Annotated in this window: 20 protein-coding genes; 12 read left to right on the plus strand and 8 right to left on the minus strand. The window is 44.7% G+C overall.

Going from position 1 to position 19,664, the window contains the following annotated elements:
* Positions 1–149 precede the first annotated feature (149 nt).
* From C3B52_RS09575 to C3B52_RS09585, 3 genes are all read right to left on the minus strand, one after another.
* Positions 150–674, minus strand: coding sequence for an isoprenylcysteine carboxyl methyltransferase family protein (locus C3B52_RS09575; RefSeq protein WP_103105865.1), 525 nt, complete (start codon positions 672–674; stop codon positions 150–152).
* 6 nt (positions 675–680) lie between these two features.
* Positions 681–1,751 (minus strand): type III polyketide synthase, encoded by a 1,071-nt coding sequence (locus C3B52_RS09580; RefSeq protein ID WP_103105866.1) that lies wholly within the window; start codon positions 1,749–1,751, stop codon positions 681–683.
* A gap of 130 nt (positions 1,752–1,881) precedes the next feature.
* Positions 1,882–3,147 (minus strand): MDR family MFS transporter, encoded by a 1,266-nt coding sequence (locus C3B52_RS09585; protein ID WP_103105867.1) that lies wholly within the window; start codon positions 3,145–3,147, stop codon positions 1,882–1,884.
* A 268-nt stretch (positions 3,148–3,415) separates the two neighbouring features.
* Between C3B52_RS09585 and C3B52_RS09595 the strand changes: the two genes are divergently transcribed.
* The 3 genes from C3B52_RS09595 to C3B52_RS09605 all read left to right on the plus strand — a co-directional run bounded on the left by C3B52_RS09595 (position 3,416) and on the right by C3B52_RS09605 (position 5,913).
* Positions 3,416–4,081 carry a GGDEF domain-containing protein gene (locus tag C3B52_RS09595; RefSeq protein WP_235615655.1) on the plus strand — a complete coding sequence of 222 codons (666 nt, stop codon included), beginning with the start codon at positions 3,416–3,418 and terminating at the stop codon, positions 4,079–4,081.
* Between the two features lie 202 nt (positions 4,082–4,283).
* A complete protein-coding gene (locus tag C3B52_RS09600; RefSeq protein WP_103105870.1) occupies positions 4,284–4,901 on the plus strand; it encodes a DUF47 domain-containing protein in 618 nt (205 codons plus the stop codon).
* Positions 4,894–5,913: an inorganic phosphate transporter gene (locus tag C3B52_RS09605; RefSeq protein WP_103105871.1), complete on the plus strand. Its 1,020-nt coding sequence runs from the start codon at positions 4,894–4,896 to the stop codon at positions 5,911–5,913. The genes C3B52_RS09600 and C3B52_RS09605 overlap by 8 nt, the downstream gene beginning before the upstream one ends.
* A gap of 95 nt (positions 5,914–6,008) precedes the next feature.
* Here C3B52_RS09605 and C3B52_RS09610 read toward each other — a convergent pair whose 3' ends face one another.
* The 3 genes from C3B52_RS09610 to ligD form a co-directional block, all read right to left on the minus strand.
* Complete coding sequence (locus C3B52_RS09610) at positions 6,009–6,248, minus strand: hypothetical protein (RefSeq protein ID WP_103105872.1); 240 nt, start codon at positions 6,246–6,248, stop codon at positions 6,009–6,011.
* A gap of 127 nt (positions 6,249–6,375) precedes the next feature.
* A complete protein-coding gene (gene lgt, locus C3B52_RS09615; RefSeq protein ID WP_103105873.1) occupies positions 6,376–7,173 on the minus strand; it encodes a prolipoprotein diacylglyceryl transferase in 798 nt (265 codons plus the stop codon).
* Between the two features lie 74 nt (positions 7,174–7,247).
* Positions 7,248–8,150: a non-homologous end-joining DNA ligase gene (gene ligD / locus C3B52_RS09620; protein WP_103105874.1), complete on the minus strand. Its 903-nt coding sequence runs from the start codon at positions 8,148–8,150 to the stop codon at positions 7,248–7,250.
* Positions 8,151–8,285: 135 nt separating this feature from the next.
* Between ligD and C3B52_RS09625 the strand changes: the two genes are divergently transcribed.
* From C3B52_RS09625 to C3B52_RS09640, 4 genes are read left to right on the plus strand one after another with little or no spacing between them, the layout of a single operon-like run.
* Complete coding sequence (locus C3B52_RS09625; protein WP_103105875.1) at positions 8,286–9,890, plus strand: spore germination protein; 1,605 nt, start codon at positions 8,286–8,288, stop codon at positions 9,888–9,890.
* Positions 9,890–11,044 (plus strand): Ger(x)C family spore germination protein, encoded by a 1,155-nt coding sequence (locus tag C3B52_RS09630; protein ID WP_103105876.1) that lies wholly within the window; start codon positions 9,890–9,892, stop codon positions 11,042–11,044. The genes C3B52_RS09625 and C3B52_RS09630 overlap by 1 nt, the downstream gene beginning before the upstream one ends.
* The gene (locus C3B52_RS09635) at positions 11,041–11,274 is read left to right on the plus strand and encodes a hypothetical protein (protein WP_103105877.1); all 234 of its coding nucleotides are present in this window, start codon (positions 11,041–11,043) and stop codon (positions 11,272–11,274) included. The genes C3B52_RS09630 and C3B52_RS09635 overlap by 4 nt, the downstream gene beginning before the upstream one ends.
* A gap of 13 nt (positions 11,275–11,287) precedes the next feature.
* Complete coding sequence (locus tag C3B52_RS09640; RefSeq protein ID WP_103105878.1) at positions 11,288–12,646, plus strand: GerAB/ArcD/ProY family transporter; 1,359 nt, start codon at positions 11,288–11,290, stop codon at positions 12,644–12,646.
* A gap of 17 nt (positions 12,647–12,663) precedes the next feature.
* On the opposite strand, the gene C3B52_RS09645 is transcribed toward C3B52_RS09640, so the two are convergent.
* Both C3B52_RS09645 and C3B52_RS09650 read right to left on the minus strand, forming a co-directional pair.
* Complete coding sequence (locus C3B52_RS09645; protein ID WP_103105879.1) at positions 12,664–12,936, minus strand: hypothetical protein; 273 nt, start codon at positions 12,934–12,936, stop codon at positions 12,664–12,666.
* 29 nt (positions 12,937–12,965) lie between these two features.
* Positions 12,966–13,277: a hypothetical protein gene (locus tag C3B52_RS09650; protein ID WP_164684736.1), complete on the minus strand. Its 312-nt coding sequence runs from the start codon at positions 13,275–13,277 to the stop codon at positions 12,966–12,968.
* A 291-nt stretch (positions 13,278–13,568) separates the two neighbouring features.
* Here C3B52_RS09650 and C3B52_RS09655 point away from each other — a divergent pair, with 291 nt between their 5' ends.
* From C3B52_RS09655 to C3B52_RS09675, 5 genes are all read left to right on the plus strand, one after another.
* Positions 13,569–14,234 carry a TetR/AcrR family transcriptional regulator gene (locus C3B52_RS09655; protein ID WP_103105881.1) on the plus strand — a complete coding sequence of 222 codons (666 nt, stop codon included), beginning with the start codon at positions 13,569–13,571 and terminating at the stop codon, positions 14,232–14,234.
* 243 nt (positions 14,235–14,477) lie between these two features.
* Positions 14,478–16,034, plus strand: a complete 1,557-nt coding sequence (locus C3B52_RS09660; RefSeq protein WP_103105882.1) for a BCCT family transporter — start codon at positions 14,478–14,480, stop codon at positions 16,032–16,034.
* Positions 16,035–16,126: 92 nt separating this feature from the next.
* Entirely contained in the window at positions 16,127–17,260 is a 1,134-nt protein-coding gene (locus tag C3B52_RS09665; RefSeq protein ID WP_103105883.1) for an amidohydrolase family protein, read from the plus strand.
* An 18-nt stretch (positions 17,261–17,278) separates the two neighbouring features.
* The gene (locus C3B52_RS09670; protein ID WP_103105884.1) at positions 17,279–17,701 is read left to right on the plus strand and encodes a Rieske (2Fe-2S) protein; all 423 of its coding nucleotides are present in this window, start codon (positions 17,279–17,281) and stop codon (positions 17,699–17,701) included.
* A 314-nt stretch (positions 17,702–18,015) separates the two neighbouring features.
* Positions 18,016–19,644, plus strand: a complete 1,629-nt coding sequence (locus tag C3B52_RS09675) for a peptide ABC transporter substrate-binding protein (RefSeq protein ID WP_103105885.1) — start codon at positions 18,016–18,018, stop codon at positions 19,642–19,644.
* Positions 19,645–19,664 lie beyond the last annotated feature (20 nt).

Raw genomic sequence — 19,664 nt, forward strand, 5'->3', positions numbered from 1 at the left:
CGAAGGTCTTAAGAGTCTTAAGGATAGGTATTTTCTTTTACGTCAAACTTAGATGAACCGCCGTATACCGAACGGTACGTACGGTGGTGTGAGAGGTCGGGGGTTAGTCACCCCCTCCTACTCGATTCAATTGCAGAGATTTCGTGGGGTTACTGCTGCTTGTTTGCTGCATACACGCTTTTCTCTTCCAATGGTATTCGTATGTGCAAAAGAAGCCATGCGTTGAGCAAGGTAAAAAGGATAGCGGTTACGTACGCGGAAAATGTCAGGGGCAGGCAGCAAAGCTCGATCGCCACGACCATATAATTTGGATGACGCAAAAAGCGATACGGCCCGCGAATGACTGGCTTTATGCCCGGGACAATCAAAATTCGCGTATTCCAATGCTTGCCGAGACTTCGTATGCACCAGTAACGAAGTAGCTGGGCAATAAGGAAAAAGCAAAACGGGTACATCCACCAGGAAGGCAGGGCGAATGGAGAGGCGTCGGTGCTCACCTCAAGCACCAGGCTGATAAAGAATAGGAAGTGAAGCCCTACGATGTATTTATAGTGCCCAGCTCCGATCTCATAGCCACCACGTGACCGGATGTATTTTGCGTTACGAGCTGCTAAATGGAGTTCAAAGACTCGTTGCAGGAGCACTACACCGATCACAATTGCAAAGAACATCATGCACTCCTACCTCGCCTCTAATAATAGTAGCTCTGAGCTAAAGCCCGGGCCAAGTGCAGCCAAAAGCCCGCGTTCCCCTGTCTCCCACGCTTGCTCCATACTTTTTTCAAGCACGAATAAGACGGTAGGCGACGACATGTTGCCAAAGTCATGCAGTACCTCTTCTGATAGACGAGTGGCATCGGAGGAGATACCGAGCGACTCCTGGTAGGCAGATAACACTTTTGTTCCACCAGGATGAAGAATAAAGTGACGGAGTCTCTCAACCGTAGTGTCAAAGGGTGACAAGAAGCTCTCTACATTGTCTTTCATCGCTTGATGGATGATGGTTGGAATATCTCGTGAAAAAATGACCTTCAATCCTGGCTCGGTCACTTCCCACCCCATCACATCGAGGGTGTCTGGCCATGTCGTCGTGCGTGCACCGCAAAACTGAAGTCTAGGTGCCCCGGAAGTGCGAAGAGCTTCTACCTGATCTCCTTCTACGAGGACAGCAGCTGCACCATCACCAAAGAGGCAGGTAGCAACCAGATTGCTTTTGGACATGTCTTGACGGATAAAAGTCAATCCGCATAACTCCACGCTGACCAGCAGTACACGCTTCGCAGGGTAGGCCGCCGTATACTCACACGCGCGTGACAGCCCCATAGCCCCTCCTGCACAGCCGAGGCCCCATAAAGGCAAGCGCGTAATATCTGAACGCAGACCGAGGCGGTTCACAAGCCGAGAGTCGAGGCTGGGTGTAGCAATTCCTGTACTGGAGACAAAAATCAGACAATCGACCGCCATAGCGGAAACCCCTGCTTTTTCCAGGCAGCGTAGTGCTGCTTCTGTGGCAAGCGTTTCAGCATGCTCGATATAAAGTCGATTCTTTTCGGTAAAAAGACGGTTGTCCGAAAACCAGTCCATTGGCATGCAAAAATGACGTTTCCTGATCTTACTGTGAGCAAAAACATGCAGGAGGCGATCGATATCAGGAAAAGCGTCCTGAAAAAAGTGGCGGGCGAGCCTAACGGAATCTTCTTGTGTAACTTGATGAGAAGGCACAGCAGTAGCAACAGCTTCAATCCGGGGCATACAAGCAATCACTCCCGTTTCGTAATAAGTATGGCTAGCTTTCCCTTTCCAGTTGATTCCAATTCAGAGGAATTCGCGCATAAAAAAACTGACCGTCGCGAAGCGAGCAGCCAGTTCATAGAGTAAGCATTTACGATTGAACAGCGTGAGATGGCTCTGATTGAGCTTCTGGAGGCAGCACAGTAGTTTGTTGAGAGCGCTGCATGGCACGTTTCACTAGCTGTGTTTGGAGGAGTCCTCCTACGAACAGGAGCAGACCTACGATCGAAAACCAGAGTGCCCCACCGATACCGCGGAATGCTACTGCACCGACTGAGGGTCCGATCGTACCGGTAATTCCCCAGTTAGCTCCAAAGATGGCGAAGTAACGACCGCGATACTCTTCGGGAGCCATGACGGAAATCGCTTTTTGAATTTGCGGTCCATAGAGCATCTCACCGATGGTAAACAAGATTTCTGCGAGAATTAATAAGAAGAAGCCCGGAGCCCATCCGTAGCCAAAGCCGACACAGGCGAGAAACAGATAGGCAAGCAAAATCACACGATGGGTGGCAAAGCGCTCTGCGAATTTTGCGATTGCAATTTGACAGCAGACTACGAGAATTCCATTAATCGTTAAGAGTGTGGCGAATACGGTCAGAAAATCATCGTATTGTGCTCGCAAATGTTGAGGCAGAATGATTTCTACTTGAGAGTACAAAAGCGACACAGGTACTGCTGCCAAAGTGATCCAGATCAAGGTAGTATGGTCGGTAAGCTTCATACGGGCGATGGCCTGCTTATCGGTTGTTTGTTTGGCTCGCTCACGCATTTCTACCGGCAAAGTTTCTGGTACCTTCCAAACGATGAGTAAACAGTAAACGAACAGCATACAAGAACAGATAGCAAAGGCGATTGCAGGATTAATTTTGTAAAGCGCAACGCCGATTAATGGACCTGCGGCAGCACCCAGATTCAATGCGGTATGCAGCAGGGCAAAAACCTCACTACGCTTTTCCTCAGGAACCACATCTGTTACCTGTGCGCTTGCAGCTGGCCAGAACAGAGAAGCGCCAATCCCGTTCAAGACAGTTAGGGCAGCAAAGGCCAAAAGAGATTCCGCCCAGATGTAGCCTGCCATGGATATGGCTTCAATGAAGAGAGCAGCTACCATCAAAGGCTTGCGTCCGTAGCGATCAGATAGACTTCCTGCAAAATACCCGGAGATGATACTTGTCAGTGGTTGAAGGCTCGTGACCATGGCAGCCACCAGCAGATTTCCATCCATTTTGTCGTACAGATAAAAAGCGAGGAAGGGTCGAAGCATAAAGCCAGCAAATGTTGTAAGAATGGTCCCGATGACACGAATCCAAATGGTACTGTCATAGCGGGAGATGATATTTTGCAACCAGGCCATGAAGGACAATTCCTCCCTATCGATAAAGAATATTTTGTAATTATATCTGAGAGTATCAAGATAAGAAAGAGGGTTGCCATTAGTCTGAAAATTTTAATAAATGATGTCGATTTGATGAAGAATAGATGGTTCAGCGAGTTATGTATCGTATTAGTTATTGATCTCGGGTCAAAAGATAGGTAAAATATTCCTAACATTACGATTAAAGTCCTATTTTTCTCATGTAAGTTAGGTCTTATGAATCATTTGAATTTGAGGTGCTACTAGCATGGACCGGAGGGAATTTGTTGTGGACTCGCGCTGGATTGGCATGGGGGCTTCCTGTCTAATGATTTTGATTTGGCTTGGGGTGTATGGATTCCCTAAGGATGGAACTATGGCAGCGCTGGTTTCCGCCATAGTCATGATCCAGACAGTCGCAGGATACATGCTCGGAACCTATGTAAATAAATTGCGGCGGATGGCTTATCACGATTCACTAACGGGCGTATTGGTCAACCGACGCTTTATCGACAAACTTGAGCAAGAAGTGCAGCTGGCAAAGCGCAATCAATATCCTGTCACCTTACTGTTTATTGATTTGGATAACTTCAAGGATTTTAATGACCGACATGGACATATCAGAGGAGACCAGCTTTTGTGCCAGTTTGCCGATTTGCTCCAGGTCAATGTCCGCAGACAGGATGCTGTAGGGCGTTGGGGCGGTGAAGAGTTTGTGGTGCTGCTGCCACAGACTGAAACGAGAGTAGGTCTTGGTGTAGGAGAACGCATCCAGAAGCAGGCCCGCAGCTTGCTTTCCGGTGTGACCGTCAGTATCGGCGTAGCGTCTTATCCACTCCATGCCGCGAGTGCCAAGGAGTTGACTGAAAAAGCAGATACCTTGATGTACGAAGCCAAGAAAAAGAAGGATTGTATGCTGGCAGCTACGAATTAAATATGGGATTGGCTGGTAGACTAACACTCATACCCTAGTGGGAATGAGTGTTTTTTTGTCGATTGTAAAGATGATTTACAAAAACTTAATAAATTATTAAAAAAAAATACACATACTTGACCTTGTTTTTAAATTTACGTCAACATTAATGTTCGATATAATCGTCTAGTGTGATTTTTCCTAAGGAGTGAAGAAGGAACGTATGTTGAAATCAAACAAGTATATCTTCTTTGATCTGTTCGAACAGCAAATTGCTACAGTGCACAAAGGGACTCATCTCTTTTATGAAATGATAGGGAACTATCACGATTTAGAGGCGAAAGTAAAAGCAATCAAAGCTGTTGAAAAAGAAGGGGATGAAATCGTTCGCCGCATTATGAACGAATTGAACTCTACCTTTATCACTCCACTTGAGCGTGAAGATATTCACCAACTCGCTCATACTATGGACTCGATGATTGACTACATCGACGGCGTAGCGGATCGTATGTATCTGTATCAAGTACGCCAGCCAGACCCGCGAGTTCTTGCTCAGGCCAACATTTTGGTTAAATGCTCGGCAAAGCTCATTGAGCTGATTCGCACACTTCGCAAGCTGGATCATAAGGTAGTTTCCAAGATTGCAAGAGAGATTAAAGATCTCGAACACGAATCCGATTCCAACTACCGCAAAATGGTATCAGACCTGCTTAACGCACCTGACGCCAATCCGATCGAAGCGATCAAGCTCAAAGAAATCTATGACAAGCTTGAGGACTGTGCTGACTTTGCGGAGGATGTTTCCAACCTGGTAGAAGGGATCGTGTTAAAGAATGCCTGATCTATCGCCAGAGGTGATTATTCTCGTACTCGTCGTCATCATGGCGCTTAGCTTTGACTTTATTAACGGCTTTCATGACACAGCAAACGCGATTGCCACATCGGTATCCACCCGGGCGCTAAGTCCACGTACTGCTATCGTAATTGCTTCTGTTTTTAACCTCGTTGGTGCGCTGACCTATACGGGTGTAGCAAAAACGATCGGTGGACAAATAACGGATCCGTTTAAGCTGCCTAATGGACTATTGGTTGTTCTTGCAGCTTTGACTGCAGCGATCTTGTGGAACCTCATCACATGGTGGTTCGGAATTCCGAGCTCTTCTTCACACGCAATCATCGGTGGTGTTGCTGGTGCAGCTGTGGGAGCAGCAGGTCTTGGAGCGATCAACATGGAAGGCTTTATTGAGATCGTAAAGGCGTTAATTATTTCGCCGATTGTGGCCTTTGTTATCGGTTTTATCGTCATTAAGATTGTATCCAAAATTGTAGCCAATAAAGCTTACCATAAGACCAATCGGACCTTCCGTGCTCTTCAAGTGTTGTCTGCGTCCTGGCAGTCATTTAGCCATGGAGCAAACGATGCACAGAAGACAATGGGTGTTATCACCCTCGCACTGATTTCAGGTGGATTTTTGGTACAAGAGCCAGGGGAATTCACGATTCCACTCTGGGTTAAGTTCTCTGCTGCGATTGCTATGGCACTTGGAACATCCTTTGGTGGCTGGCGAATTATCAAAACAATGGGCGGTAAGATCATGAAGATCAAGCCGATTAGCGGCTTTTCAGCTGATTTGTCTTCGGCCTTGATCATCACTATTTTTACAACATTGAAGCTTCCGGTAAGTACGACACACGTAATTACCTCCTCGATCCTAGGGGTAGGGGCATCTCAAAAGCTCAATGCAGTAAAATGGGGGTTAGCAGGACGAATTTTAATTACTTGGGTAATTACACTTCCTGTTTCTGCTTTGCTTGCCGCAGCCTGTTATGTCGTTTTCGATGTGTTTTTATAAAATCAGTTCAGAATTATTCTTTCTAAGGTAGTGAAAAAAGACACCTTCGTACCGGAAGATTGTATACCCGGAAAAGGTGTCTTTTTATCTTTTTATTATCCAGATCCTGTTAGTCGCTCCCATAGCCCAGCCTTTGGCCGAATCTGAATGAGTCTGACCGAGGCAAAGGGAATATAATCAAGTGACCCGTCACTCTCCTGCAGTAGGATACCGTTCAAGCTGTAATCGTACAGCTTGCCTTCGGTATAGGGAGATAATCCGGAACCGATCATAGCGGGAGCAAAATGCACGCGCACATTACGGTCTAGATAGTCTTCTAAAATACCATCCTCCATGCTTGTCACCCCATCACATATCGTTATCTACCAGTTATTCCCTCGTTTACGATTATTCAGACAGGACAAACAAAAAAGCCACCCGGTTCCGCTATGGAAGGGGTGGCTTGGAAGCTTTGAGTGACATTTACTCCATGGAGTTTTGCGAATGTCCTGACTGTTTGCTTTTTCGGGCAAACACGAGCATCAAAATGATTCCGATGGCAATGAGGCTTAAACTGACCAGCTGCGCAACTCGGAGCGTGTCCGCGATGAGTAGGCTGTCCGTACGCATTCCTTCAATGAAGAAGCGTCCGATTGAATAAAGAATCATGTAGCTGAACAGTATTTGTCCATCGAACTTTTTGAAGCGATACAGCATGAAGATAAGTATGGCAAAGACTACGAGATTCCACATCGACTCATAGAGGAATGTGGGGTGGTAGTATTGGCCCCCAATGTACATCTGATCACGGATAAAGGCGGGGAATTTCTCCATGAATTCGGCTGAGGCCACGTCCCCATGTGCTTCCTGGTTGATGAAATTGCCCCAACGGCCAATTGCTTGCCCGAGAATCACGCTGGGCATAAAGATGTCGGCCAAACGAAGGAAAGGCAGCTTGTGCTTGCGGATATACCACGTTCCCGCTAACACCCCGCCGATAAGTCCTCCGTGAATCGCGAGCCCTCCATTCCACACTTTAATGATGTCGATCGGGTTGTCTTTGTACTGACCCCATTCAAACACCACGTAGTACAAACGAGCGCAGATAATCGCTGCCGGAATGATCAGTACAACCATATTCAGGACGTGATCAGGATCAATGCCAGAACGTTTGGAATTGTACCGGGCTAAATAGGTCCCAAGAAAAAAAGCGAGCCCCATAATGATGCCGTACCAGTGAATCTTTAAAGGTCCGATTGCAATTGCAATTGGATCGATCATGAAAAATGCCTCCTTGCCAGAAAACGTCTGTGCACAGTATAGCACAAACAGGTAGGGGGATTCCAATTACACACTTAGCGTGACTGTAAAAAGGAAAGAACGGAATCAAGGGAAGCTCTGCTATTTGGAGAGGAGACTGGGGAAAAGAGGTCACCCAGCGTCTGCAAACGTTCGGGTACAGTATGAATCGTAAAGGCAGTAGGGTGAATATGCGGCACCTCTTCCCAGTTTAGGGGTGTTGAGACAGTCGCTTTCTCTTTTGCACGTGGGGAGTAGGGAGCAGGCAGTGTTTTGCCGCGCCAATGCTGTAAATAATCGATATAGAGCTTACTCCCTCTGTTTTTAACCATTCTTTCGATAGTGAGCAACTCGGGATGCTTGCTCACTAAATAAGAAGCCAAAAAATAGCCTACCTGACGGGTTTGCTCAAATGTATAACGAAGCTCGATTGGTACATAAATTTGCAAGCCACTTGAGCCTGATGTTTTGACGTGCGAGGGGAGATGGAGCTCATCTAACAATTCTTTTACAAGCATAGCGCTTTGGATCACTACCGAAAAGTCATCCGTAGATGGGTCCAAATCAAAAACCAGCTCGGTCGGTATCTCATTTTTCGCTAGATGAAACGAAACATGCCACTCCAGTGCAGCCTGATTTGCCATCCAGATGAGGGTCGCCTCATTATTGCATAAAGCATAGCGAACATTTTCCCAGGTATGGGTTTGAATCCAGGCTGGGGCATAATCGGGCGTGTTTTTTTGGTAAAAATGCTTGTCGGTTATCCCATGAGGATAACGGATAACGGTCAAAAGGCGATCTTTTGCATAAGCGAGCATTGGCTTAGCCACGATTAACAAGTAGCGGATATAGTCCAGTTTTGTTACTTCTGCATCTGGCCATAACGGTTTATATGGATTTGTAATCGACAAGGTGTGCCCGTCTATAGTTAGCTCGTACTCTTTTGTTGGTGCTACCAAACAAGCCCCTTCTTTCTAATTGACTTGTCCCTACTTTGTCCAGACAAGCGAAGATTATGTGAGCTTGAGCTTTCTTGCATAGCTCTTACCTTAATCATCCATAATACGTATAGCTTTCCAGTGGCAGGTGAAGACATGGATTTTAAGCGTAAAGACACAACAAAAGAGCTGATCGAGTCTATAAATGCCTGTAGCTTAATGGATCTGGAGGGCATTCCGGTTTTTTCTAAACTCGCAGATAACATCGCCCTTTTGAAAAAACTGTTTGCGGATTGCTCGGATTTTGTCATACGGGAATTCAAACAAAAAAACAGTGTGATCGCGATCGCTGTATTTGTTGATGGGTTGATCGATACCCATGAGGTAAATCAAGCATTAAAGACTCTAATGGTGCTCGAGGATGGCGATGAGCATGTTCGAGTTATTGAAGAAGTGCTTTTGCCAGTCTCCCAAATTACGAGAGTCAATGATTATAAACAACTTCTGCAGGCTGTACTCTCTGGTGATACTGCGCTCATCGTTGAGGGAAATCAAGAGGCGCTCACTCTCGGGATACGCGGAGCGGAAAAACGATCCGTCAATGAGCCAGAGGGTGAAGCCGTAGTTCGTGGACCACGTGAGGGCTTTATTGAGAATATCCGCACGAACACCTCCATGCTTCGACGCAAGCTGAAAACGCCACGTTTAAAAATGAAGTCGGCTGTTGTTGGGCGTGAGACGAATACCAATCTGGTTATCGCCTATCTAGACGGGATAGCTGATCCTCAAGTCGTCGAGGAAGTATCTAGGCGTATCGACAGGATAGATATTGACGCGGTACTGGAAAGTGGCTATATCGAGGAGCTGATCCAAGACAGTACGTATTCTCCTTTTCCGCAAGTCATGTATTCGGAGCGCCCCGATACCGTCGCGGGTGCGCTTCTCGAAGGGCGAGTCGCGATTTTTGTGGATGGGACACCGATGGTGCTGATTGTACCCACCACCTTTTGGATGCTGATGCAAGCCAATGAAGACTACTTTGAGCGATTTCAAATGGCTACCTTGGTACGATGGCTGCGATATTTGTTCGTGATCATTTCATTGGTGACGCCAGCGATTTATGTTGCCATCACGACTTATCATCAACAGATGCTGCCAACAACGCTGTTGCTGAGTATTGCTGCTGCGAGGGAAGCCATTCCATTTCCGGCGATTGTGGAGGCGTTGATCATGGAGGTAGCGTTTGAAGCGTTGCGCGAAGCAGGGATACGTCTTCCGAAAACGGTTGGTCAAGCTGTCAGTATTTTGGGGGCGCTCGTAGTTGGACAAGCAGCTGTCCAAGCTGGGATCGTTTCCGCGCCTATGGTCATCGTCGTATCCATCACAGGGATTGCCTCTTTTACGATTCCTCATTTTAATGCGGCGATTGCCTTGCGCATGCTTCGATTTCCGTTGATGATTATTGCTTCGATTCTCGGTATTTACGGGATTTTAGTCATGGCTTTGATCATTTTGGGACATATGGCCAACCTTCGCTCCTTTGGAGTACCTTATCTCTCCCCGTTGGCACCGATGTCTGTTGGCGACTTGAAAGACACGCTGATTCGAGCTCCGTGGTCCAATAATGAAAAGCGGCCAAGCTTTTTGGGAGTACAAAATGCAAGGCGAATGGATTCCGGGTTTGCCGATCAGATCCAGAGCAGGGGAGGGGGAAAAGGGGTATCGGGTCGCAGCAGCACGAACGAGGAGGGGAAGACGTGATGCGTACTCTCTGGAAGATTGGATTGGCACTTAGTCTGGTAGTCGTTACAGGCTGTTGGGATCGCCGAGAAGTCAATGACATGGCGATTGTCATTGCGATGGCGATGGATAAAGAACCAGGCGGGCTGTATCGGTTGTCCGTTCAGGTGCCGCTAGTCAGCAATTTGGGTGGACCTTCGGGCGGTGGGGGAGGAACCAGTGGAGATAAAAGCTATTATGTTGATTCAGCCGTTGGGAAAACGATCCGCGAAGCAAATAGTACCATTCAGGCGAGAATGTCCAGGCACCTCTACTATGCTCACCATCGGATTGTCGTGATAGGGGAACGGCTGGCGAAAGAGGGCTTCAGCGATGCACTTGATATCGTTTCCCGTTTCCCCGAGAATCGCTTGACCGCTTTCATCGTGATGACCAAGGGGAAAGGAATGGATTTGCTGGTTGCCCAGCCGCAATTTGAGCGTTTTTCCGGCGAAGCCATTCGTGAATTGGTGAAGTCTGAGGCCATCCCGGTCACCATCAAGGATATTTCCCAAATGCTAAATACGCCCGGCGTGGATGCGTTTTTACCAATTTTTGAAGATGTCAATTCACATCCAAAGGGAAAGTCCAAGGAAATTCAGGCGGTCGGAATAGGGACATTTCGGGGTGACAGGCTAATTGCTACCTATACAAACTATGAGATAGCTGGACTTCGATGGTTTCACCGAACGACACCTCTCAATCTAAACGTGAACTTGGGACAAAAGGAAATGCTAAGTATTGCCTTTCAAAATGCGAAGGCCAATATTCAGCCTAGCATCAAGGGTGGGCATGTTCATTTCAATATCGAGCTGCACGGCTCTGCTTACGTTACGGAAAATCATAGCTCATTGGATCTGAGTCAGCAAAAGAACTCCAAGCTTGTTGAAGCCAAGCTGACTCAAAAGGTTACGGATGATGTAAAAAAAGTGATGGAGCAAACAAAGCAAACCCGCTCAGATATGATTGGGCTAGGAATTGTACTGGCGCGCAACTTTCCGAAGGAGTGGAAGGACAAGTATCGCAACACGTGGGACAAGGAAATACCCAGAATTACGTATGAAATAAAAAGCAAGGTGCAAGTCGTCGACATCGGCCAGACAACGAAAAACATTATGAAGGAAGAGCGTTTATGAATCGGATTTTTATGCTGTTTTTTTGTTTATTGCTCGTCATATCCATCATCACCTTTTTGGTTAATCGAAAAAATATGCCTCCAAGGCAGCAGGCGATCATATTCACTCTATACGGATTAACGATCGGGCTTATGGTGTGTCTACAGCTTCAGTACAATCAAATTTTACCGTTCGATCATCTATCAACGTACATATCCCCTTTAAAAAACTGGATTGAACGGTGGATGTAGAGGAGGGAAGGGAATGATTCATAAGCAGGTCATCAACCATCGTCAGACTGCCTGGTTGGTAGGAAGTGTTCTGATGACGGCCATGATGATTTCTTCCTTGCACAAAATCGTAGCGATAAGCAAGATGGATGCGTGGTTCTCGCAAATTTTGCCTGTTGGCTATGCGATCGTAGTTGCTTTTGTACTGGCTGAATTGTCTAGAGCCTATCCGGGTAAGAATTTGTTTGAAATATTGTTCATCGTGTGTGGCAAGTGGATTGGTGGATTTATCAACCTCATTCTGCTGGGGTATATATGGATCATTCTCACTTTAGATATCAAGGGGGCATCTGAGTTTTTTCGACAGACACTATTACCCCGAACTCCGGTTGAAATCATTCTGATTGTGTTTGTCCTCTTGATGATGTACTACGGCAGGACGAGCCTGGAGGTAGCTGCACGGGTAAATGAAATATATTTTCCCGCTTACTTTGTCTTGTCGATGATGCTTTATTTTTTGTTAGGAAATGAATACAACGTGGAACGGCTTGAGCCTATTTTAAGTACCGATCTGGAGAAAATATTTGCTAGCAATCTTTTGCCGATCGGTATCTATGGAGATATTTTGTTGTTTGGAGCCTTCTTGCATGCCTCCACACACCCACGATTATTTTTTGCCGCCATGAAGCACGGAATCATAATCGTAGGTTTTACCGTTTCCATGCTGCTGTTGATTCTGCTTGGTGTTATGGGCTTTACGATTGCGAGCAGGCTTAATTTCCCAATCTTTATTTTGGTGCAACAGATACATGTTACAGATTTTTTAGATCGAATCGAGATCATACTGTTCAGTTTATGGTTCCCTGCTTTTACGATTAAGGTAATCGTAGCGTACCTTGCATTTCTTGTATGTCTGGGCTCCTTTGGCGGTCAGCAGCATTATAATGCGTTCAATTTGCCGAGTGGGTGGTTTTTGGTTGTCACCTCAATGCTTGCATTCCCGCGTGTCTATGACTTTGACACGTTTCTCAGCTACACGCTGCCAGTCATAGTCTTAGTCATACAGATTCCCCTACTCTTGTTTTTGTATATTCACGCAAGGATGAACCGCACGATGGATACCCAAGTAAGTATTCCAAAAGGGACGAAGCTGTATCGGTTTTATCGATTCATGGTCTGGATGGGGGGAATTGCTTTGGGTGGCTGCCTTGTAACGCTCGTAGCTGGAGATTTATTTGTGGATAAGTCAGTGTTTGCCGGGTTTTTTACTGCCGGCCTGTATCTCGTGTTCTTTTTTATAGCGCTCATTGCAAGCTACGGGGAAATGCAGGCTTTGAACCACGGGAAGCAAAAGCTGGGGCAAGGCAAGCGAGCAGGAACGTTTCGTCAGTAAAAGGATCGGAGCGCAGCTTACTTTTTCTGTTTGTCCAAAAGCGTATTTAGTTGAGCAAGCTCCTGCTGCATTTGAATCAATTGAATTTGAATCTGCTGTTTCTGCAGAAGCTTGTTTTGCATTGAAAGCTGCTTGCTCAGGTCATCAGAGCCGTTTTTTGCAGAGGAGGATGAATTGCCAGCATCAGGTTCAACTTGTCCTGTAGAGCCAATGGCTGCCAAAAATGCACCGAGAACGGCAATCCATCCACCTACTGCTACCAATTCGTTTGCAAGATCTTTATCTATCATAGAAATCACCCTAATATGGCATCGTGAAATCACTTTTTATCGTTTTTCTGTAAATCCTTTTGCATATCTTGAATGCCAGAACGAAGCTGCTCCAGCTGTGACAAAATATCTTTGTACTGCTGCTCATCTGTAGCGGACTGATCACCGTTTTGCAGTGTCTTTGACTGATTGATTTCGATATTCATGCAGGGCTTCGGTTCACAGCTCGGCTTGTTACTCAGTTTGGTCGTCTTTTCGATCGCCAAAATCACGAATCCAATGGCAATAATCCACAATGCAATGGCTACAACATCACTATCGCAATCAATAATCGTCAATTTGATAACCTCCACAGCAGCCAAACATGAATCGCTTTAGTGAAATCCAGCTCTACCCAAAAATATGCGATGACCTAGGCAGATGTGAATGCTTCGGTGGGACGATCAGGTAAATCAACACTTGACGGTTTCTGAATGAGACAGGTAGTGTTTATTTTTATTCCTTTTTCATGAAGGAATTACCTTGTACTCCTGTTTTGCTAATGATAAATTTACATTTAGTATCAGTTATCCCTAATGTGACCATTCAAATGATTCTACTTATTCACTCATCAAGATAGGCGAAAAGATGATGATGTAAAGAAAGGTGATTCTGTGAGCAGAAAAGAAATTAAAACGACTCGGATGTGGCATTATTTCGTAGATGCTACGTTTTCTATTATTGAACAGGATGGCTTGGAGAATGTGACAGCAAGAAAAATTGCAGATAAGGCTGGCTTTACCGTTTCCACTATCTATAACTACTATGGAGAGCTATCCCATCTCATTTTCTTTGCGGCAATGAGGTATCTGCAAGAGTATACGGATGAAATTCCTTTATATATGAATAAAGGACGCAATTATCTGGAAAAGTACCTTCTCACATGGGAGTGTTTTTGTAAGCATTCTTTTATGAAACCAAAAATCTACCATGCTATTTTTGTCGCTAACCTGGGAGAGCAACCAGATGTACTGTTAAAGCATTACTATTCTCAGTATCCGAAAGATCTGATCGGGATTCCAGAAGACGTCAAGCACTTATTGTTTGAACAAGATTTATCCAAGAGAAATAAACCTTTTCTTGAGCTGGCGCTGCAGGAGGGGTCTATCAGTCAAGGGAATATTGAAGAAGTAACGGAGTTAACTGTTCTCGCTTGGATAGCAATGATCACCCTTTTGCTGAATAATCGACGCAGCTATTCACCAGAAGAGGCTGCTGAAATTACGATGAGCCATATTCGAACACTCACAACACGTCTTCTTAAGATCCCAAATGAGTAGGAAAATACTACATAGATAGAAGCATCTTCTTAGCAGGGAAGGGGACATTCCCTTTTCTAAAGAGGATGCTTTTTATTATGGTGCAATAAGAGTCAGAAAAGACAAAAAATATTGACGGGGCATAGGGAGGTAATTATAATAACTTTACAAGAACACGTTCATAAAATGAATTTGTTTCTTTTTGGGGGGTGAATAATCGAGAGTCGCGAAATTTAGCTATTGACTTGTGAAGGGGGCAGGGCATTGGAAAGATCAGGCTTTAACAATAGTGTAGTTCTTATTTCTTTCCTTATTATCTCCATCTTTATCGTTTGGGGAATCGTTTTCAACGAACAATTAGCCTCGATCACAAGTTCCATCTTGAAGACGACATTAGTTGGATTCGACTGGTTTTATGTAAGTGCTGTATTTTTGTTTCTCCTGTTGGTCATGATCTTGCCATTTACGAAGTTTGGCAAAGTACGTTTAGGGCGTGAGGATCAAAGGCCTGAATTTAAAACTGGCTCATGGATTGCGATGCTTTTTAGTGCGGGTATGGGAATAGGGATCATGTTTTATGGCGTAGCTGAACCTGTTATCCATTACACCTCACCGCCTGTAGGTGAACCTTATACGGAGAACGCAGCAAAAATTGCCATGAAGTATAGCTTTTTTCATTGGGGAGTTCATGCATGGGCAATCTACGCCGTCATCGGTTTGGCACTCGCTTACTTTCAGTACAATAAACAGTTACCTGCGTTAATGAGCTCCTCCTTTTATCCAGTATTAAAGGAAAAAATTCATGGACCGATTGGGAAAGCAATTGATGTATTTGCTGTAACAGCTACTGTGTTTGGAGTTGCTACTTCTTTTGGATTGGGTGCGCTTCAAATTACTAGTGGCATGGAGTCTATATTCTCCGTTCCGAAATCAACGACTGTTTCAGTCATAGTCATTACGGTTACTACTGTTTTGTTTATGATCTCAACAAGCACAGGTTTAAAACGAGGCATACAGTTTTTATCCAATTCGACAGTGCTACTGTCTCTGTTGCTAATGATCATCGTTCTCCTGGCAGGTCCAACTGTAACTATCTTGCGAGTCATCTTCTCCACAACAGGTAGTTATATAAATGATTTTTGGACCATGAGTTTACGTTTGGAACCTTTTCACGAAGATACATGGATTTCGAGCTGGACGGTATTTTATTGGGCAGTTTGGATCTCTTGGGGACCGGCAGTTGGCATGTTTATCGCAAGGATTTCCAGAGGACGTACAATACGAGAATTTATATTTGGTGTATTGGTAGTACCTAGTTTAGGATGCTTCGCTTGGTTTTCTGTATTTGGAGGGACTGCTCTTAATCTGATTCATCAGGCTGGCAAAAACGAACTGGCATTAGCCATTACAAAAGATGTCAGTCTAGCGTTATTTGAACTATTTAAGTATATGCCATTCAGTACGGTGCTGAGTGTTTTAGGTTTTATCGTGATCTCTTTTTATTATATTACGCTTGCAGATACTTCTACGTATGTGCTGGGGATGATCAGTGAAAGAGGTGTCGAGAACCCCTCCGTATTAATGAAAATAACGTGGGGTGTCATTCAAGCGTTAGTCGCCATTGCGCTTTTAATTTCAGGAGGCTTGGAGACGATTCAAACTATTGCTGTTGTTGCGGCCCTGCCGTTTACCGCTATTATCATTTTGATGTGTGTATCTTTTTTGAAAGGGCTTAGCGAAAATCAAAAAAGGGAAGAGCAGTATGTTACAGAGCATACACCTACGGAGATTGTGAAAAACAAAGGGACAATAAAGATGTAATCTTAGTTGACAAAACTAAGGAAATTCGTTATTTTTCAATTAGAACATGTTCATAAAATGAACAAGTTCACAATCAAACAGAGGTGATAAGCATGAGTGCAGATCAGACTCGGACAAAAATGAAAAGTATCGGTGCCAATGGATTAATTGACTGTGACATTCATCCGTTTTTAAGTGATTTTAATGAATTAGTTCCTTATTTGGATGAAGGTGTGCAGCGGTATATGAATATTGGCCGCTTTAGCAAGGGGGCAATGTCTAAGCAAAATGGCGGTTCATTTGTTTTCCCGACATCACCTTATGGGAACCCATTACCAGTAGCATTGCGAGCAGACGCATTTCCTCCAAATGGAGATCTGCCGGGGACGGACCCTCGTTTTCTGGCGACAGATTTACTTGATCGCTTTGATACGACCTACGGCATCTTAAATGTAGGACATGGGACAATGGCTGCTTATCACAATTTGGAGATTGCAGGTAAATACACATCTGCTGTGAATGATTGGCTCTATGATAAATGGATGAAAAGTGATCCCAGATACAAAATGACAATGGAAATTACGCCATTAGATCCTGAGCAGTCTGTGAAGGAGATCGAAAGAATTGGCAAACGCCCTGAGATAGTTGGGATTAACATGCATTGTACCAATATCCCATTGGGCAAGAAGCATTATTGGCCCATTTATGAAGTAGCAGAAGCGTATGGTTTGCCTATCGTTTTACATCCTGATACGGAAGGAAATGGCGAATACGCTCCGCCGCTTGGGGTTGGTCCTGCTTCTACTTATATGGAGTGGCATACTTCACTTGGGCTCGTGGGTCAGCGTAACACGATAAGCCTCGTATGCGAGGGAGTTTTCGAAAGATTCCCGAAACTGAAAGTGATATTCATTGAGTACGGTGTTTCATGGATTGGACCGGTTATGTGGCGGTTGGATAAGAACTGGAAGTCGCTTCGCCAAGAAATACCATGGGTTAAAAATTTGCCGAGTGAATATATACGAAACAATATCAGATTAGGCACGCAGCCAATAGAAGAACCGTTCCGGCCGAAAGACTTAGTGGAAATCATTCAAATGTGCGGGGCAGAAGACATGCTCGTGTATTGCAGTGATTATCCGCATTGGGATGGGGATGATCCGACACGCGCCTTTCTCCATTTTCCAAAAGAAATGCGCGATAAAGTCTTTTTCAACAATGCTCGTGCATCCTACAGGTTTCTTTAATTAAGGAGGTGAATTGCCATGAAGCCGACTTTTGCGCTTGAATTATTTCACAGGGATGAATTACAGGATGGCCAGCGTCAGTTAATTGAAGTAGATGGCGTGGAGATTGCCATTTTGAATATTGATGGCGAATACTACGGGATATGGAATAAATGCCCGCATCAAGGAGTGCCAATGATATATGGGAGTGTCGGTGGAACCCAGCTCCCGTCTACCCCTCATCAATACAACTACGGCCGTATGAATGAGATCATCAGCTGTCCATTACATGGCTGGGAGTTTGATCTGAAGACAGGGAAAACCTTGTTTGATCCGGTTAAGGTTTCACTCAAAACTTTCGAAGTAACGGAAGAGCGGGGGATGATTGTCTTGAAACTTGAGAAACAGCCAAAAAACTATATCCGAAAAGAATTTGCGTGCAGATTGCATTTGCAAGTATAAGATGATGGATGTCCCTTTTAGGTACGGTAGCCTAGCAAAGTGCAAAGCCGTTTACCTAAAGGGGATCGTTGTGTTTTGGGGATTCTGGTGTTTGGAATTTCACCATTACGATTTGAATTATCAGAATAAATAGAATGGATTGACTATTAAAAACGATGGTGTTAAAATTTCGAAAAGAACACGTTCATAAAATTTATGCTGTTTTTTCCGAAGGGACACGTCAGTAATGAGAGGGGAAATTGCGCAAAGGGAACGCGTTCATCTAATTAATGCGTTGATTTCTGCTTTTGCACCATAAGAAAAAGGGGGCCATCATGAAAAGGAAATTATCCATTCTCTTAAGTGGAATTCTCTTCATCGCAGCTGTATTGACGGGGTGTTCGAACTCAGAGCAAGGAAGAGGCGGGAATGACAAGACATCCGAAGCCCAGAAAACGGACGTTAAACAAATGGTTCGGCTAAACATTCCTAGTGAGCCAACATCGTTGGACCCCGGATTGGCAGCGGATTCAGTCTCATTGAACCTGACCCTAAACTTGTTTGAAGGGCTGACGCGTATAAGCGACGGGAAGCCGGAAAATGCGCTAGCTCAAGATATTAAAGTTTCGGAAGATATGAAAACGTATACATTTACTTTGCGTGAAGCGGAATGGTCAAACGGAGAACCCGTAACTGCACACGATTTTGAATTCGCTTGGAAAAGAGTGCTCGATCCTAAGACTGCCTCTATTTACGCCTATATCATGTACTACCTCAAGAATGCTGAGAAGTTTAATCATGGGGAAGGTACAGCAGATGATGTGGGGGTAAAGGCATTAGATAACAAGACATTAGAGGTAACCCTAGAGAATCCTACTCCGTATTTCAAAGAACTTGTCTCTATCGGTGCGTACTATCCGGTAAATAAAAAACTCGTATCATCAACGCCTTCATGGGCGGCAAATGCTGATACATTTGTGAGTAACGGACCTTTTAAACTCGATGTATGGGAGCATAAAAGCAAGCTCACGTTTCGAAAAAACGATAACTACTGGGACAAATCTGCCGTTCACTTAGAGAAAATTGACTTTTCTATGGTAGAAGACGTAAACACAGAGCTTTCTATGTACGAAAATGATGACATTGATTGGGCAGGAAGACCGTTCAGCTACTTCTCGAATGATGCGATTTCAGCTCTCAAAGATTCCGGCCAGCTACAAACAGAACCCGCTTCAGGAACGTATTACTACACGTTTAACACAGAGCGTCCTCCTTTTACCAACGCGAAAATCCGTAAAGCCTTCACGTATGCGATAGACAGACAAGTGATCATTGATAATATCACACAGGCTGGTGAGGCGCCTGCATTAGGATTGGTAGCAAGGACAATGAGTCCAAAACCGGATGGTTACTTCCTTGATCATGACGAGGATACGGCGAAGACCCTTTTGAAAGAAGGCATGCAAGAGCTTGGTATCACTGAGCTACCACCCATCGCACTGATTTACGACACATCAAGTGCCCATAGCAAAATTGCAGAGGCGATACAATCGCAGTGGAAAAAAGTACTGAACGTCGAAGTTAAATTGGAGAACAAGGAGTACAAAGTATACTTGGATCATTTGCAACAGGGGAATTTCCAGATTGCTAAATCGAGCTGGTATGCAGATTTTAGCGATCCGATAAACTTCCTCCAATCATACAAAACCAAATCAGACTCACTTAACTTTGCCCGATGGGAGAATGAGCGATACAAGGAATTGTTAAACAGCTCGGTAAGCGAGACGGATGCTTCCAAACGCCAAGAAGAGTTAAAACAAGCAGAAACGATCTTGATGGATGAAATGCCTGTCTTACCGATTTATCATTTTCTAGCTGTCTATATCAAAAAAGACAAGTTAAAAGACGTAAAGCTAGAAGCGCCTGCATATGTAGACTTCAAAAGGGCAAAAGTCGAACAGTAATTGCAAACGTACAAATAGAG

It is taken from the genome of Brevibacillus reuszeri (assembly GCF_002897295.1).
In the GTDB taxonomy this organism is placed as follows: Bacteria; Bacillota; Bacilli; order Brevibacillales; family Brevibacillaceae; genus Brevibacillus; species Brevibacillus reuszeri_A.

Bases quoted from the DNA above. Each gene is read 5' to 3' on its own strand.
- C3B52_RS09630 (WP_103105876.1), top strand. From the start codon at position 9,890: ATGCGTACTCTCTGGAAGATTGGATTGGCACTTAGTCTGGTAGTCGTT.
- C3B52_RS09580 (WP_103105866.1), bottom strand. From the start codon at position 1,751: ATGCCCCGGATTGAAGCTGTTGCTACTGCTGTGCCTTCTCATCAAGTT.
- C3B52_RS09575 (WP_103105865.1), bottom strand. From the start codon at position 674: ATGATGTTCTTTGCAATTGTGATCGGTGTAGTGCTCCTGCAACGAGTC.
- C3B52_RS09670 (WP_103105884.1), top strand. From the start codon at position 17,279: ATGAAGCCGACTTTTGCGCTTGAATTATTTCACAGGGATGAATTACAG.
- C3B52_RS09640 (WP_103105878.1), top strand. From the start codon at position 11,288: ATGATTCATAAGCAGGTCATCAACCATCGTCAGACTGCCTGGTTGGTA.
- C3B52_RS09665 (WP_103105883.1), top strand. From the start codon at position 16,127: ATGAGTGCAGATCAGACTCGGACAAAAATGAAAAGTATCGGTGCCAAT.
- C3B52_RS09605 (WP_103105871.1), top strand. From the start codon at position 4,894: ATGCCTGATCTATCGCCAGAGGTGATTATTCTCGTACTCGTCGTCATC.
- C3B52_RS09645 (WP_103105879.1), bottom strand. From the start codon at position 12,936: ATGATAGATAAAGATCTTGCAAACGAATTGGTAGCAGTAGGTGGATGG.
- C3B52_RS09585 (WP_103105867.1), bottom strand. From the start codon at position 3,147: ATGGCCTGGTTGCAAAATATCATCTCCCGCTATGACAGTACCATTTGG.
- C3B52_RS09595 (WP_235615655.1), top strand. From the start codon at position 3,416: ATGGACCGGAGGGAATTTGTTGTGGACTCGCGCTGGATTGGCATGGGG.
- C3B52_RS09675 (WP_103105885.1), top strand. From the start codon at position 18,016: ATGAAAAGGAAATTATCCATTCTCTTAAGTGGAATTCTCTTCATCGCA.
- lgt (WP_103105873.1), bottom strand. From the start codon at position 7,173: ATGATCGATCCAATTGCAATTGCAATCGGACCTTTAAAGATTCACTGG.
- C3B52_RS09600 (WP_103105870.1), top strand. From the start codon at position 4,284: ATGTTGAAATCAAACAAGTATATCTTCTTTGATCTGTTCGAACAGCAA.
- C3B52_RS09610 (WP_103105872.1), bottom strand. From the start codon at position 6,248: ATGGAGGATGGTATTTTAGAAGACTATCTAGACCGTAATGTGCGCGTG.
- C3B52_RS09635 (WP_103105877.1), top strand. From the start codon at position 11,041: ATGAATCGGATTTTTATGCTGTTTTTTTGTTTATTGCTCGTCATATCC.
- C3B52_RS09625 (WP_103105875.1), top strand. From the start codon at position 8,286: ATGGATTTTAAGCGTAAAGACACAACAAAAGAGCTGATCGAGTCTATA.